Source organism: Pseudomonas sp. Tri1, from assembly GCF_017968885.1.
Classification (GTDB): Bacteria; Pseudomonadota; Gammaproteobacteria; order Pseudomonadales; family Pseudomonadaceae; genus Aquipseudomonas.
In genome coordinates this window covers 11,999-24,458 of the sequence record NZ_CP072913.1, presented here as the reverse complement: position 1 = coordinate 24,458, position 12,460 = coordinate 11,999, and the positions used below count along the sequence as shown (strand labels likewise).

Genomic DNA, 12,460 nt, shown 5'->3' with positions numbered 1-12,460 from the left:
CGAGAGCAGGCGCTTCAAAAGGAGTTAGCTGAATGAAGAAACTACTGGTTGCCTTCGCTGCCGCCGCAGCGTTTTCCGCCCACGCCGCCGACACCCTGACCGTCGCCGCCACCCCGGTGCCGCACGCGGAAATCCTCGAATTCGTCAAACCGGCCCTGGCCAAAGAAGGCGTGGACCTCAAGGTCAAAGTCTTCACCGACTACATCCAGCCGAACGTACAGGTCGCGGAAAAGCGCCTGGACGCCAACTTCTTCCAGCACCAGCCGTACCTGGATGAGTTCAACAAGGCCAAGGGCACGCACCTGGTGAGCGTGGCCGGTGTGCACCTGGAACCCCTGGGCGCGTACTCCAGCAAGTACAAGGCCCTTACAGAACTGCCGGGCGGCGCCAACGTGGTGATCCCGAACGACGCCACCAACGGCGGTCGTGCGTTGTTGCTGCTGGCGAAGGCTGGGGTGATCAAGCTCAAGGATTCGAACAACATCCTGTCCACTACCAAGGACATTGTTGAGAACCCGAAGGATCTGAAATTCCGTGAACTGGAAGCCGCGACCATTCCGCGGGTGCTGACTCAGGTGGATCTGGCGCTGATCAATACCAACTATGCGTTGGAGGCCAAGCTTGATCCTTCCAAGGATGCGCTGGTGATTGAAGGTAGCGACTCACCTTATGTGAACATCCTGGTGGCTCGTGAGGATGACAAAGACAGTGAGGCGATGAAGAAGCTGGTGGCGGCGCTGCATACGCCGGAAGTGAAGGCTTTTATTCTTGAGAAGTACAAAGGGGCGGTTTTGCCGGCGTTTTGATCTGATCGGGTGATAAAAAAACGGGGCTGCATGTGAATGCAGCCCCGTTTTTTATGCTCGGAAATGCCTTATTCTGAGCAAACCCTTCAAAAATGCACTGATTGAAGGTCATCAAGCAGATTGCACGGTGATCTACACGGACCACGTGAGGGCGTTCGGATTCTCTTGGCGTGGGAACTACATCGTTGCGGCGTGCGGCAGCGACCTTGATCTTTGGTCGAGAAAGTCAAAGTTGCATCGAAAGGCAGTCACGTCCGATCGTGGGCCATGGAAAACATGAAGGCGGTAGGATCCGCTTCATTGTTCGACGACCCTCATGATAAATTCCCCGCCGCGACCTCTAATGAATAGAGGGCATTCAGGGAGAGAAGTGAGTGATCAAGTCTTTGTTGGTTGGGACATTGCTGGCAATGGCATCAGCATCGGCATTTGCGATGAGTTGCGATAACCCTAGAAACGCCTATGACAGAACCTATTGCGCGTCGCTGAAAATGGTTCAGTCGGATCAGGAAATCAACGAGCAATACAAGAAGACGATGGGTGCTCTGAACCCGGAGCAAAAGAAAAAAGTAAAAGCTGCTCAAATCCAGTGGATCAAAAATCGTGACAGCGCCTGTTCCAACGATGGTCTGCTCTACCTGGACTGTGCCAATGAGAAGACCGAGGCGCGTATCGTCATACTCAAAGCTGTCGAGCGCGAGTGCCGTGCTGCCGGTTGCGACGACGCTAAGTTGTCGCAAGTCGAGTAACCCGTAAACAGTGAGCACGTCGGGCTTTCTCTCGCTCATTCAACATTTCGCTCCATCCCTTTTGCACCCGTGACTCACTCGCGGGTCGGAATACCCCCGAAAAACCCGACGTAAAGCGTCGGGTTTTTCTTTGGCGGGTTTACCCGCTATCGCGGTTCAACGCCACGCTCGACCATGGCACGCCAGGTCTGCACGCTAGGGCGCTCCTGCATCCTGGCATGCCACGCGCGCAGTGCGGCACATTCTTCAGGAACGGGGAGCTGCACCAACGAGGCGAAGATCATGCCCCCCAGCACCGCAATGTCGGCCATCGAAAACTTGTCACCCGCGACAAAGGGCTGGTCTTTGAGCAGGTTGTCGAAATAGCCCATGCCCCTGATCGCCTTGTCGCCCATCCGGCGACCCCATTCCGCATTCTGATACAGCTCGACCTTGGGCCCGAGGCCCGGCGTTGCATGGTGAAAGTACACGCTGACCGCATCGAGAAACTCGTTCTCGGCACGCTTGGTCATCATATGGATGAGGCCCTTTTCCAGAGGCGTTTCGCCCGTTAGCGTCGGCTCACCGACCAAGCTATCCAAGTACTGGGTGATCGCCGTGCACTCCGCGATCCGCGTCCCATCGTTCAGCTCCAGCACAGGCAATGTCCCGGAGTAATTGATGGCCAGGAACTCGGGTTGCTTGTGCTCACCGGTCCAGAGATTCACCGACACGAATTCGATTTTCGGTAGCAAGCTCTTTTCCGCCAACGCAATGCGCACTCGGGCGGGGTAAGGGCCGTTGAACCAATCGTAGATTTTCATCGAAGGAACAGTGGAAACGTCAACGTGCTGCTGCGAAGAGGTCATGATCCGATCACCTGCCTGTCAATTGGTAGGTAAAGACTGGGCCGATGTTTTTGCGCTGTCAATCCCCTACCTGTCAATTGGCAGGTAAACGGATCTGTGAGTAGAATCCGCGCGTATGAATCAATCGAAGACTCGAAGCGAGGGGGCAACGTGAACGAAAATGCTCGGGAGGCCATATTGGCGGCGGCGAAATCCGCTGCTCAGCTGCACGGTTACAGCGGGATCAATTTCCGTAGCATTGCCGAAGAAGTGGGCATCAAGAATGCGAGCATTTACTACCACTTTCCGAGCAAGGCAGGCCTGGGTGCCGCAGTCGCCGAACGCTACTGGCAGGACGCGCTGCGGGTGTTGGAGGATATACGGGCCGCCAATACCGATCCGAAGCGCTGCCTGCGGCTATACCCGTCGATTTTTCGAAAGTCGCTCGAGGACGGCAACAGGCTGTGTCTGTCCAGCTTCATGGCAGCCGAATACGAAGACCTTCCCGAAGAGGTGTCGCGAGAGATCAGGGCGTTTGCGGACGTTAACGTGACGTGGCTCGCCCAGGTGTTGGCGGATGCCGGAGCGGGCAGTACAGAACAGTCTGAACGTCGAGCCCGCGCCATTTACACTGCGGTTGCGGGTGCTCAGTTGATCGCGCGAACACGGGCGGATGTCAGTCTGTTCGATGATCTGATTTTGAGCTATCAGGAGACGGGATTGATTCCAGTCTGATTGCTTATTTCTTGTAAACAGAAGATGCGCAATGCCCGCGAGAGCAAGCTCCCTCACCACGGGGTTCAATTTCAGTGGAGATATCGGGATCTGGTTGGAGCCAAGAGCGTAATTCAGTTGTTTGCGCTAATGGCAGGGTGCCACAATCGTTTTTTTGTTGCGTTATAACCAGGTGGTTCAAATGGATGGCCCAAGATTGCGCAATGGCCAGGATTTTGTAATAGCCGAGCAAGTGCGAACTGACCGCTTGCAGCAACTGTTTCGCCAATCCGTTTCTGCGGTTTTCGGTAGTTACCTCGCGGCCATCATGCTGAGTTGGCTATGCTGGGATCGGTTTGAGCACAGCGTCATTCTTTGGTGGCTGGCCATCCTGACCGCTTCGACGTTGTTGCGTATCGCGTTATTTATGGCCTATTTCCGCAGCGACGAAAGTCAGCGCACGCCTCAACATTGGGAGCGCAAGTACTGGATCACGCTGGTGTCGTCCGCCAGCATCTGGGGGGGAGGCGCATTGGCTGTCATGCCGGCAGACGATCTTTTGACGCAGGCACTGGTCATGCTCTTTGCTGTCGGGATGTCTGTCAGCGCGGTGTCGTGCTACTCGGCCTACCGTGATATGACACTCGTCTCCATCGGCTTGGTGCTGTTGCCGTGCACCGCCTGGCTGCTGTTTCAACCATCCCCGATCCAAGTCGGCATGGCCCTCTCGATTTTGGTGTTCGCGGCATTTGCTGCCCGCGCTACGCACAAAATGTCCCAGGCACTGGAAACCGCCTTCCGACTCACCCGTGAAATGGAACAGGCGAACAGCATTTCAACCCGCGCCGCTCAAACCGATGAGCTGACCGGTTTGAAGAGTCGGCGGGCTTTCTTCGAGCATGCCCAGCAGCTTTACAACGAATGTAAGGCCAAGCGGCAAGGGTTATGTGCGGTCATGTTGGACATGGATCACTTCAAGCACATCAACGACACCTATGGCCATCAGGTCGGGGATCAGGTTTTGCGCCAAATGGGAGAGGTCATCAGTTCGTCGTTTCGGGCAACGGACATCCATGGCCGCCTAGGTGGTGAAGAATTCGCCATTCTGCTGCCCAACACCTCCATCGAAGTCGCCACCCAGATTGCAGAACGGCTCGTCGATACGATTGCGGGGCTGATCATCGAACCTGTTCATTGCATAACCGCCAGCCTCGGCGTCGCGTCTACGGAGGCCTGCAATAAGGACCTTCACAGCTTGATGAACGATGCAGATAAAGCCCTGTATCGAGCGAAGGCGTTGGGGCGTAATCGAGTGGCTGTCGCGGGCTTTGCATCATCAGTCGGAATTTGATCGCCCCCACGTTCATGGAAATGATCGAGAACCCCATCACCTGCTGGTGAACACCCTCTCCCCCGAGGGCAGCAACTGCGCTGCCCCTGCTGATCCCCTAGCACCTCCTTCCCCTTGGCTCACCGCGCGGCCCACGCTGGTTGGCAGCATTCCGACGCCTAAAAATAAATTTCCTTTTATATCAATTAGTTAAATCTTAATCGGTAAATTTCCAAAAATTTATCTTGCGCACTAACTATTTGTCCGTTAACTTTATCACAACTGGTTAGCGCGCAAACATTTAGCGCAAACCAAAACAAACTCGATCAGACCATCAGCAAGAGAGGAAATACCATGAACGTTCTCTATACCGCAGTCGCAACCTCCACCGGTGGCCGTGATGGCCGTGCTGTTTCCAGCGACAAGATTCTCGACGTGAAACTGGCCACTCCAAAAGCCTTGGGCGGCGCTGGTGGTGAAGCCACCAACCCTGAGCAGTTGTTCGCAGCTGGCTACTCGGCCTGCTTCATCGGCGCATTGAAGTTTGTCGCCAGCCAGAGCAAACGCAGCATCCCTGCTGACGCCTCGATCACGGCACACGTCGGCATCGGCCAGATCCCTGGTGGTTTCGGTCTGGACATCGACCTGCACATCGACCTGCCAGGTCTGGATCAAGCCGATGCTCAAGCGCTGGTCGACGCGGCCCACCAGGTTTGCCCGTACTCCAACGCGACACGCGGCAACGTCGACGTCCGTTTGCACGTCACCGTCTAACTCACTTCATCCACGAATAAAAAGGATCAGGACATGAACACTTTCAGCAAAACTCTCGTTGGCTCGCTTCTGGCTCTGTCGCTCGGCAATGCGTTCGCAACTTCTTTTGTTCAACCTACGTTCGCTGAGGGCGGTTCGGATCGCCTGATCGAGAGCCGTGTAGCCGAAGGGGGCTCGGATCGACTCATCGAAAACCGTGTCGCCGAAGGCGGCTCCGATCGCTTGATCGAAAACCGCGTAGCCGAAGGCGGCTCGGATCGACTCATCGAAAACCGCGTCGCTGAAGGCGGCTCCGATCGCTTGATCGAAAACCGCGTAGCCGAAGGCGGCTCGGATCGACTCATCGAAAACCGCGTCACTGAAGGAGGCTCCGATCGCTTGATCGAAAACCGCGTAGCCGAAGGCGGTTCTGATCGCCTGATGGAAAACAGGGTGGGCTGAACAATCCCTTCACCACTCCAAAGCCGGTCGAATCAACCCATGCTGCTTCCAAAAGAAAAAACGCCGCTTATCTCTCATGAGGAAGCGGCGTTTTTGCAACGCGTCATAAGATCCTAAACGATGCTATCCACTACACCACCATCAACACGCAGCGCCGCTCCCGTGGTGGCCGAGGCTTGTTCCGAGCTGGCATAGATGATCATGTTGGCGACTTCCTCGACACGCGCCGCGCGCTGGATGATCGAGGTACTGCGGTGCTGATTGACGAAATCCGCTGCCACCTTTTCCAGACTGTCCCCCGTGCGCTCGACGTCTGCCTGGAGCATCTGGGCAACACCTTCGGAAAGCGTCGGCCCGGGCAGCACCGAGTTCACCGTCACCCCCGTGCCGGCGAGACGCTTGGCCAGGCCGCGAGCGATTGAAAGCTGGGCGGTCTTGGTGAAGCCGTAGTGGATCATGTCCGCGGGGATGTTCACGCCCGATTCCGACGAGACAAACACAATCCGCCCCCAACCGCGCTCGACCATGCCCGGCGCGTAGGCCCTGGAAACCCGCACACCCGACATCACGTTGGTTTCGAAGAAGCGCTGCCATTCGCTGTCCGGCGTTTCGAAAAAGTCTTCCAGTTTGAAAATGCCCAGGTTGTTGATGACGATATCGAAGCGTGGGTACTTGGCGATCAGAGCCTGGCAGCCAGACGCGTTGCTGAGATCGCCAACAAAGCCATCAGCCCTTGAAGCAAGGGCGCCCAAGCGCTGCAACGCGTCCTCCACGCTGCTCTCGCTGCGACCGTTGATGACCACGTTGGCGCCAGCTTCGAGGAAGCCTTTGGCTGTGGCAAAACCGATACCGCTGGTGGAGCCAGTGACCAGGACGTGACGTCCGGTGAAGTCGATTTTCATGAGGGGACTCCTTGATTAATGAACCAGAGGAAGTGCGATATGGCTGGCTGGACAGTCATCCGACGGGCTAAGAGATGACCTTGTCATGCCAACGTCGCCGATCGCAGGCCCTTAATCATGGACACGATTGAGGTTTTGCGCCTCTTTGTGATCAATTGACCATCAGGAAGCCGACCACACGGCCAGTTCATAGCCATCCGGATCGACAAGCTCCAACCGGCATTCATGCGAATGTGCCGGCTTCTTCGCGAGCAGGCTCGCTCCCACAGGTTTTCAGGCCTGCGCGCTGAATCGCTGGGCTGCACGCCGTTCAAACATCGCCGCTTCCGTCTCTCGCGTCGCGAGTTCGCCTTTGTATGCCAGCTGGTTGAAGAACAACCCGTCCGAAAACTCCTGGGGCGGTACCGAGCCGGGGCGCTTGAGCATCGGCGCCAGGTCGATGGTGTTAGCGAAGTTTTCCTTGGTCAGGTTGTAGCGGCCCAGGTAGCTGCCGGACCAGGGCGAGTCGGCGTCCACCATGTCGATAGAAGCATCGCGGAATGCCACGGCGGCGGCTTTCAGATCAGTGGATTCATTGAGCAGATCGGTCAACCGCTGGGTGTCCGAGCTGCTGAGCTGGCCGGCGGTGTTGAGCACCTTGAGCTTGCCATCGGCCTCGACGGTGAAGCCGTATTTCTTGCCGGCCAAATCCGGATGGGTGGCCGAGAGCGTTGTCTGGAACGTCTCGAAAGAGCTTTTCAGAGTATTTTTCGCGCTCTCGGTGATCGCAGCAAATCGAAGGAAATCTGGCGATTGGGAGCGACCGATCCAGGTTTCGATGACCACTGGCGATTCCACCATGATTTGGGGTTCTTCGCTGGGGTGGTAGATAGCTGCTGGGCCGGCGCTTGCCAACTGCTTTACGGAGTCCGCTGGAGGATTGGTCACCAGCTTCTGGTCGGAACGGGTGAGGTTGGTGTTGGCAGGAGAGACAGAGGCAGCGCTAAGGGAGAGTTCCATTTCATCGGTCCATGATTGGCGGATACATCGGGTTATCGACAGCTGGGGACTGAGCTTTAGGAGAGGAGATGGCGTGGGGGGAAGTCAGTTTGTTATGTGGCGGCTGTTAGGGCGCTATCGCGAGCAAGCTCGCTCCCACAGGGATTTGTGATGAATACAATGTCTGTGAACAGCCCGGAAAAACTTTGGGAGCGAGCTTGCTCGCGATAGCGGTGGGTCTGCTTGCATCGACGTTGAATGTGCCGCCGTCATCGCGAGCAAGCTCGGCTCCCACATGGGTTCCTGGGTGTTCACAGATCCTGCATTCCCACAAATCCCAGTGTCGCTCATATGAAGCAACAGGCCTTCAATACCACCGCGCCTCACCCGGCGGGCGTTTCTTGAAGCGTTTCATGCTCCACATGTACTGGCTCGGGTAGGCCCGCACATAGCGCTCCACCACTTGGCTCATGGCGGCGCAGGCGGTTTCGGTGTCGGTGCTGTACATCGCGTCCGGGGCGGCTTCGAGGATGACTTTGTAGCCGGAGCCGTCCGGTAGGCGCAGGGCGTGAAGGAAGACGCCGACCGCTTTGCCGCCGGCGAGCATGTTCGGCACAAACTTGCTGGTCAGGGCCTGGGTGGCGAAGAAGGGCACGAAGATGCCGGCGGATTCGGCCGGTTCCGGGTCGGCGGGGATGCCCACTTGACCGCCCTTGCGCACTTCCTTGATGACGCTGAGGATGCCTTCTTTGGTCGACGCGGCGACTTTGTTGCCCAGTTGCACGCGCTGTTTGCGCAGCAGGTCATCCACCGCCTTGAGCTTGGGCGGACGGTAGAAAATGATCGGCTTGCACTGACTGCAATAGAAGTGGTTGAGCACTTCCCAGTTGCCCAGGTGGCTGGTGATGCCCACCACGCCTTTACCGGAGGCCAGCGCTTCTTTTAATACTTCCAGGCCTTCGACTTCACGCACCAGTTCGATGGAGCGCTGGGCCGGCCAGATCCAGGCGCAGGCGCTTTCGGTCAGGGATTTGCCGATGTCCTTGAGGCTTTGGCCCACCAGGCGCTCGCGCTCGGCAGGGTCCATCTCGGGAAAACATTTGGCGAGGTTGATCCGCACCACATCGCGGGAGCGGTTGGGCAGTTTCCACATGAACCAGCCAATGGCCGAGCCCACCGCTTGCACCGCGCGCCAGGGCAGCAGCGCAAACAACCGCAGAGCGCCGACCAGCAAGGCGCCTTTCAACTTATCCACAGGTCACTCCTGAATGTATGGGCCGTGTTGCGAGCCGGCTATTCTAACCGCCGTTTGCCAGCTCGGCGTAGCGGTCGCAGTCCTGGGTGTGGTCCATGACCATCCCCGAGGCCTGCATCAAGGCGTAGCAAATGGTCGGGCCGACGAAAGTGAAGCCGGCTTTTTTCAGGCCTTTGCTCATCGCCAGGGCTTCGGGCGTGATGGCCGGCACTTCGGTGCGGTCCTTGAAATGGTTGATGATGGGTTTGTCACCGACGAACGACCAGAGGAACGCCACCGGATCTTCCAGGGCCAGCCAGGCTTGGGCGTTGCGCCGGGCGGCCTTGAGCTTGAGACGGTTGCGGATGATGCCGGGGTCGAGCATCAGGTCTTCGATTTCGGCGTCGCTCATCTGCGCCACGCGCTGCACATCAAAGCCGTACAACACTTCCCGGTAGTGCTCACGTTTGCGCAAAACGGTGATCCAGGACAGCCCGGCCTGGAACCCTTCGAGCAAAAGCAACTCGAACAAACCCTGCGCATCGCGCAGCGGCGTGCCCCACTCCTGGTCGTGATAAGCCATGTACAAAGGATCTTCGGAACACCAAAAGCAGCGTGGCATAAGGCTCCAGGGGGCGTGCGCACGAACGAATCGGGTATACTCCCGCTCTTTAAATCGCAGCCCAAGAAACAGGTGAATTTCGTGAGCCAGCCTACGCCAGCCGTGCGTACCTTCCAAGACTTGATCCTCGCCCTCCAGCAATACTGGGCCGAGCAAGGTTGCGTGGTACTTCAGCCCTACGATATGGAAGTAGGCGCCGGCACTTTCCACACTGCCACGTTTCTGCGCGCCATCGGCCCGGAAACCTGGAACGCCGCTTATGTGCAGCCCAGCCGCCGCCCGACTGACGGCCGCTACGGCGAAAACCCGAACCGTCTGCAGCACTACTACCAGTTCCAGGTGGTGCTGAAACCGAACCCGGAAAATTTCCAGGAGCTGTACCTCGGCTCCCTCAAGCACGTGGGTCTGGACCCACTGGTGCACGACATTCGTTTCGTCGAAGACAACTGGGAATCGCCGACTCTGGGCGCCTGGGGCCTGGGCTGGGAAGTCTGGCTCAATGGCATGGAAGTGACTCAGTTCACTTACTTCCAGCAGGCGGGCGGCATCGAGTGCTACCCGGTGACCGGCGAGATCACCTACGGTCTGGAACGCCTGGCCATGTACCTGCAAGGCGTGGATTCGGTCTACGACCTGGTATGGGCCGACGGCCCGTTCGGCAAAGTGACCTATGGCGATGTGTTCCACCAGAACGAAGTGGAGCAGTCGACCTACAACTTCGAACACGCCAACGTCGAGAAGCTGTTCGAACTGTTCGATTTCTATGAAAGCGAAGCCAAGCGCCTGATCGAACTGGACCAGCCGCTGCCGCTGCCGAGCTATGAAATGGTGTTGAAGGCTTCCCATACCTTCAACCTGCTGGACGCACGCCGGGCGATTTCCGTGACCGCGCGCCAGCAATATATCCTGCGTGTGCGCACCCTGGCGCGTTCCGTTGCGCAAGCCTACCTGCTGGCCCGTGCCAAGCTGGGCTTCCCGATGGCGACCCCGGATTTGCGTGATGAAGTGTTGGCTAAGCTGGAGGCTGCACAATGAGTGCTCAAGATTTTCTGGTTGAACTGGGCACCGAAGAACTGCCACCCAAAGCCCTGAACACCCTGGCTGATGCGTTCCTGGCTGGTATCGAGAAAGGCCTGCAAGCCGCTGGCCTGAACTTCGAAGCCAAGCACGTCTACGCCGCGCCGCGCCGCTTGGCCGTGCTGATCACCGCCCTGGCGACCCAACAACCGGACCGCAGCATCAACCTCGACGGCCCGCCACGCCAGGCTGCGTTCGACGCCGACGGCAACCCGACCCAAGCCGCCCTCGGTTTCGCCAAGAAGTGTGGCGTAGACCTGAGCGAAATCGACCAGAGCGGCCCGAAGCTGCGCTACAGCCAGAGCATCAAGGGCAAGCCGACCGCCAGCCTGCTGCCGACCATCGTCGAAGACTCCCTCAATGACTTGCCGATTCCCAAGCGCATGCGCTGGGCTGCACGCAAGGAAGAGTTCGTGCGTCCGACCCAATGGCTGGTGATGCTGCTCGGTGACCAGGTCATCGACTGCACGATCCTGGCCCAGAAAGCCGGTCGCGATTCCCGCGGTCACCGCTTCCATCATCCGCAGAGCGTGCGCATCACCTCACCGGCCAACTACCTGGACGACCTGCGTGCCGCCTACGTACTGGCCGATGCCAACGAACGCCGCGAGCTGATCAGCAAACGCACCGAAGAGCTGGCCACCCTGCAGGAAGGCACCGCCATCGTGCCGCCAAGCCTGTTGGACGAAGTGACCGCGTTGGTGGAGTGGCCGGTGCCGCTGGTGTGCTCGTTCGAGGAACGTTTCCTTGAAGTGCCGCAGGAAGCGCTGATCACCACCATGCAGGACAACCAGAAGTACTTCTGCCTGCTGGACGCCGAAGGCAAGTTGCTGCCGCGCTTCATCACGGTGGCCAACATCGAAAGCAAGGACCCACAGCAGATCATCGCCGGTAACGAGAAAGTCGTTCGCCCGCGCCTGACCGATGCCGAGTTCTTCTTCAAGCAAGACAAGAAACAGCCGCTGGCAAGCTTCAACGAACGCCTGCAAAACGTGGTGTTCCAGGAAAAACTCGGCAGTGTCTACGACAAGGCCGAGCGCGTGTCGAAACTGGCGGCGTTCATCGCTCCGCGCATCGGCGGCGACGCCCAGCGTGCGGCCCGTGCCGGCATCCTGTCCAAGTGCGACCTGGCCACAGAAATGGTCGGTGAGTTCCCGGAGATGCAAGGTGTCGCCGGTTACTACTACGCCCTCAACGACGGCGAGCCGCGAGACGTGGCCCTGGCGCTGAACGAGCAGTACATGCCCCGTGGTGCCGGAGCTGAACTGCCGACCACCCTGACCGGTGCGGCAGTGGCTATCGCCGACAAGCTCGACACTCTGGTGGGTATTTTCGGCATCGGCATGCTGCCCACCGGCAGCAAAGACCCGTATGCCTTGCGTCGCGCGGCGCTGGGTGTGCTGCGGATCCTGATCGACAAGCAATTGGACCTGGACCTGAACGACGCCGTGGCGTTCGCCGTCAATGCGTTCGGCAGCAAGGTCAAGGCTGCCGGCCTGGCCGATACGGTGCTGGAATTCATCTTCGACCGCCTGCGTGCGCGTTATGAAGACGAAGGCGTCGACGTCGCCACCTATCTGTCGGTGCGAGCACTGAAGCCGGGTTCGGCCCTGGACTTCGACCAGCGCGTTCAAGCGGTGCAGGCTTTCCGCCAACTGCCGCAAGCGGCAGCGCTGGCGGCGGTGAACAAGCGTGTGTCGAACCTGCTGAGCAAGGCCGAGCCTTCGGTCAAGGCTGTGGAAGCACGTTACTTTGATAACGCTGCAGAGTTTTCGCTCCACTCGGCGATTCAACAGGCCCATGCGTCGGTGCAACCGCTCATGGAAAAGCGCGAGTATGCCGAAGCACTGGCGCGCCTGGCAGCGCTGCGCGAGCCTGTCGATGCGTTCTTTGAAGCCGTGATGGTGAATGCGGATAACGAAGACGTTCGCAAGAATCGCTATGCATTGCTGGCACGCCTGCGCAGCCTGTTCCTCAATATTGCCGACATTTCCGTGCTGGGTTGA

13 protein-coding genes are annotated in these 12,460 nt (G+C 58.3%); 8 read left to right on the top strand and 5 right to left on the bottom strand.

Features of this window, described 5'->3' with window-relative positions; translation table 11 throughout:
* Window positions 1–32 precede the first annotated feature (32 nt).
* Together J9870_RS00110 and J9870_RS00105 are read left to right on the top strand one after the other, a co-directional pair.
* On the top strand, window positions 33–806 hold the full coding sequence (locus tag J9870_RS00110) for a MetQ/NlpA family ABC transporter substrate-binding protein (protein WP_063323628.1): 774 nt from the start codon (window positions 33–35) through the stop codon (window positions 804–806).
* Window positions 807–1,180: 374 nt separating this feature from the next.
* Window positions 1,181–1,555 carry a lysozyme inhibitor LprI family protein gene (locus J9870_RS00105; RefSeq protein ID WP_210642164.1) on the top strand — a complete coding sequence of 125 codons (375 nt, stop codon included), beginning with the start codon at window positions 1,181–1,183 and terminating at the stop codon, window positions 1,553–1,555.
* Between the two features lie 146 nt (window positions 1,556–1,701).
* On the opposite strand, the gene J9870_RS00100 is transcribed toward J9870_RS00105, so the two are convergent.
* A complete protein-coding gene (locus tag J9870_RS00100; protein WP_210642163.1) occupies window positions 1,702–2,403 on the bottom strand; it encodes a glutathione S-transferase in 702 nt (233 codons plus the stop codon).
* 150 nt (window positions 2,404–2,553) lie between these two features.
* Here J9870_RS00100 and J9870_RS00095 point away from each other — a divergent pair, with 150 nt between their 5' ends.
* The 4 genes from J9870_RS00095 (at window position 2,554) to J9870_RS00080 (ending at window position 5,641) form a co-directional block, all read left to right on the top strand.
* Window positions 2,554–3,117: a TetR/AcrR family transcriptional regulator gene (locus J9870_RS00095; RefSeq protein ID WP_210642162.1), complete on the top strand. Its 564-nt coding sequence runs from the start codon at window positions 2,554–2,556 to the stop codon at window positions 3,115–3,117.
* A 181-nt stretch (window positions 3,118–3,298) separates the two neighbouring features.
* Complete coding sequence (locus J9870_RS00090; RefSeq protein WP_210642161.1) at window positions 3,299–4,447, top strand: GGDEF domain-containing protein; 1,149 nt, start codon at window positions 3,299–3,301, stop codon at window positions 4,445–4,447.
* 333 nt (window positions 4,448–4,780) lie between these two features.
* The gene (locus J9870_RS00085) at window positions 4,781–5,200 is read left to right on the top strand and encodes an organic hydroperoxide resistance protein (protein ID WP_210642160.1); all 420 of its coding nucleotides are present in this window, start codon (window positions 4,781–4,783) and stop codon (window positions 5,198–5,200) included.
* A gap of 33 nt (window positions 5,201–5,233) precedes the next feature.
* Window positions 5,234–5,641, top strand: coding sequence for a hypothetical protein (locus J9870_RS00080; protein WP_210642159.1), 408 nt, complete (start codon window positions 5,234–5,236; stop codon window positions 5,639–5,641).
* Between the two features lie 113 nt (window positions 5,642–5,754).
* On the opposite strand, the gene J9870_RS00075 is transcribed toward J9870_RS00080, so the two are convergent.
* The 4 genes from J9870_RS00075 to J9870_RS00060 form a co-directional block, all read right to left on the bottom strand.
* Window positions 5,755–6,543, bottom strand: coding sequence for an SDR family oxidoreductase (locus tag J9870_RS00075; protein WP_210642158.1), 789 nt, complete (start codon window positions 6,541–6,543; stop codon window positions 5,755–5,757).
* A 273-nt stretch (window positions 6,544–6,816) separates the two neighbouring features.
* The gene (locus J9870_RS00070) at window positions 6,817–7,542 is read right to left on the bottom strand and encodes a hypothetical protein (protein ID WP_210642157.1); all 726 of its coding nucleotides are present in this window, start codon (window positions 7,540–7,542) and stop codon (window positions 6,817–6,819) included.
* 346 nt (window positions 7,543–7,888) lie between these two features.
* Window positions 7,889–8,776 carry a lysophospholipid acyltransferase gene (locus tag J9870_RS00065; protein WP_210642156.1) on the bottom strand — a complete coding sequence of 296 codons (888 nt, stop codon included), beginning with the start codon at window positions 8,774–8,776 and terminating at the stop codon, window positions 7,889–7,891.
* Between the two features lie 43 nt (window positions 8,777–8,819).
* On the bottom strand, window positions 8,820–9,377 hold the full coding sequence (locus J9870_RS00060; RefSeq protein WP_210642155.1) for a DNA-3-methyladenine glycosylase I: 558 nt from the start codon (window positions 9,375–9,377) through the stop codon (window positions 8,820–8,822).
* An 81-nt stretch (window positions 9,378–9,458) separates the two neighbouring features.
* On the opposite strand from J9870_RS00060, the gene glyQ reads away from it, so the two are divergent.
* Both glyQ and glyS read left to right on the top strand, forming a co-directional pair.
* Window positions 9,459–10,412: a glycine--tRNA ligase subunit alpha gene (glyQ, locus tag J9870_RS00055; protein WP_003177094.1), complete on the top strand. Its 954-nt coding sequence runs from the start codon at window positions 9,459–9,461 to the stop codon at window positions 10,410–10,412.
* Window positions 10,409–12,460: a glycine--tRNA ligase subunit beta gene (glyS, locus tag J9870_RS00050; protein ID WP_210642154.1), complete on the top strand. Its 2,052-nt coding sequence runs from the start codon at window positions 10,409–10,411 to the stop codon at window positions 12,458–12,460. The genes glyQ and glyS overlap by 4 nt, the downstream gene beginning before the upstream one ends.

Excerpts from the sequence above, each read along its gene's own strand:
- J9870_RS00080 (WP_210642159.1), top strand. The coding sequence starts at position 5,234 with ATGAACACTTTCAGCAAAACTCTCGTTGGCTCGCTTCTGGCTCTGTCG.
- J9870_RS00100 (WP_210642163.1), bottom strand. The coding sequence starts at position 2,403 with ATGACCTCTTCGCAGCAGCACGTTGACGTTTCCACTGTTCCTTCGATG.
- J9870_RS00110 (WP_063323628.1), top strand. The coding sequence starts at position 33 with ATGAAGAAACTACTGGTTGCCTTCGCTGCCGCCGCAGCGTTTTCCGCC.
- J9870_RS00070 (WP_210642157.1), bottom strand. The coding sequence starts at position 7,542 with ATGGAACTCTCCCTTAGCGCTGCCTCTGTCTCTCCTGCCAACACCAAC.
- glyS (WP_210642154.1), top strand. The coding sequence starts at position 10,409 with ATGAGTGCTCAAGATTTTCTGGTTGAACTGGGCACCGAAGAACTGCCA.
- J9870_RS00085 (WP_210642160.1), top strand. The coding sequence starts at position 4,781 with ATGAACGTTCTCTATACCGCAGTCGCAACCTCCACCGGTGGCCGTGAT.
- J9870_RS00075 (WP_210642158.1), bottom strand. The coding sequence starts at position 6,543 with ATGAAAATCGACTTCACCGGACGTCACGTCCTGGTCACTGGCTCCACC.
- J9870_RS00060 (WP_210642155.1), bottom strand. The coding sequence starts at position 9,377 with ATGCCACGCTGCTTTTGGTGTTCCGAAGATCCTTTGTACATGGCTTAT.
- J9870_RS00090 (WP_210642161.1), top strand. The coding sequence starts at position 3,299 with ATGGATGGCCCAAGATTGCGCAATGGCCAGGATTTTGTAATAGCCGAG.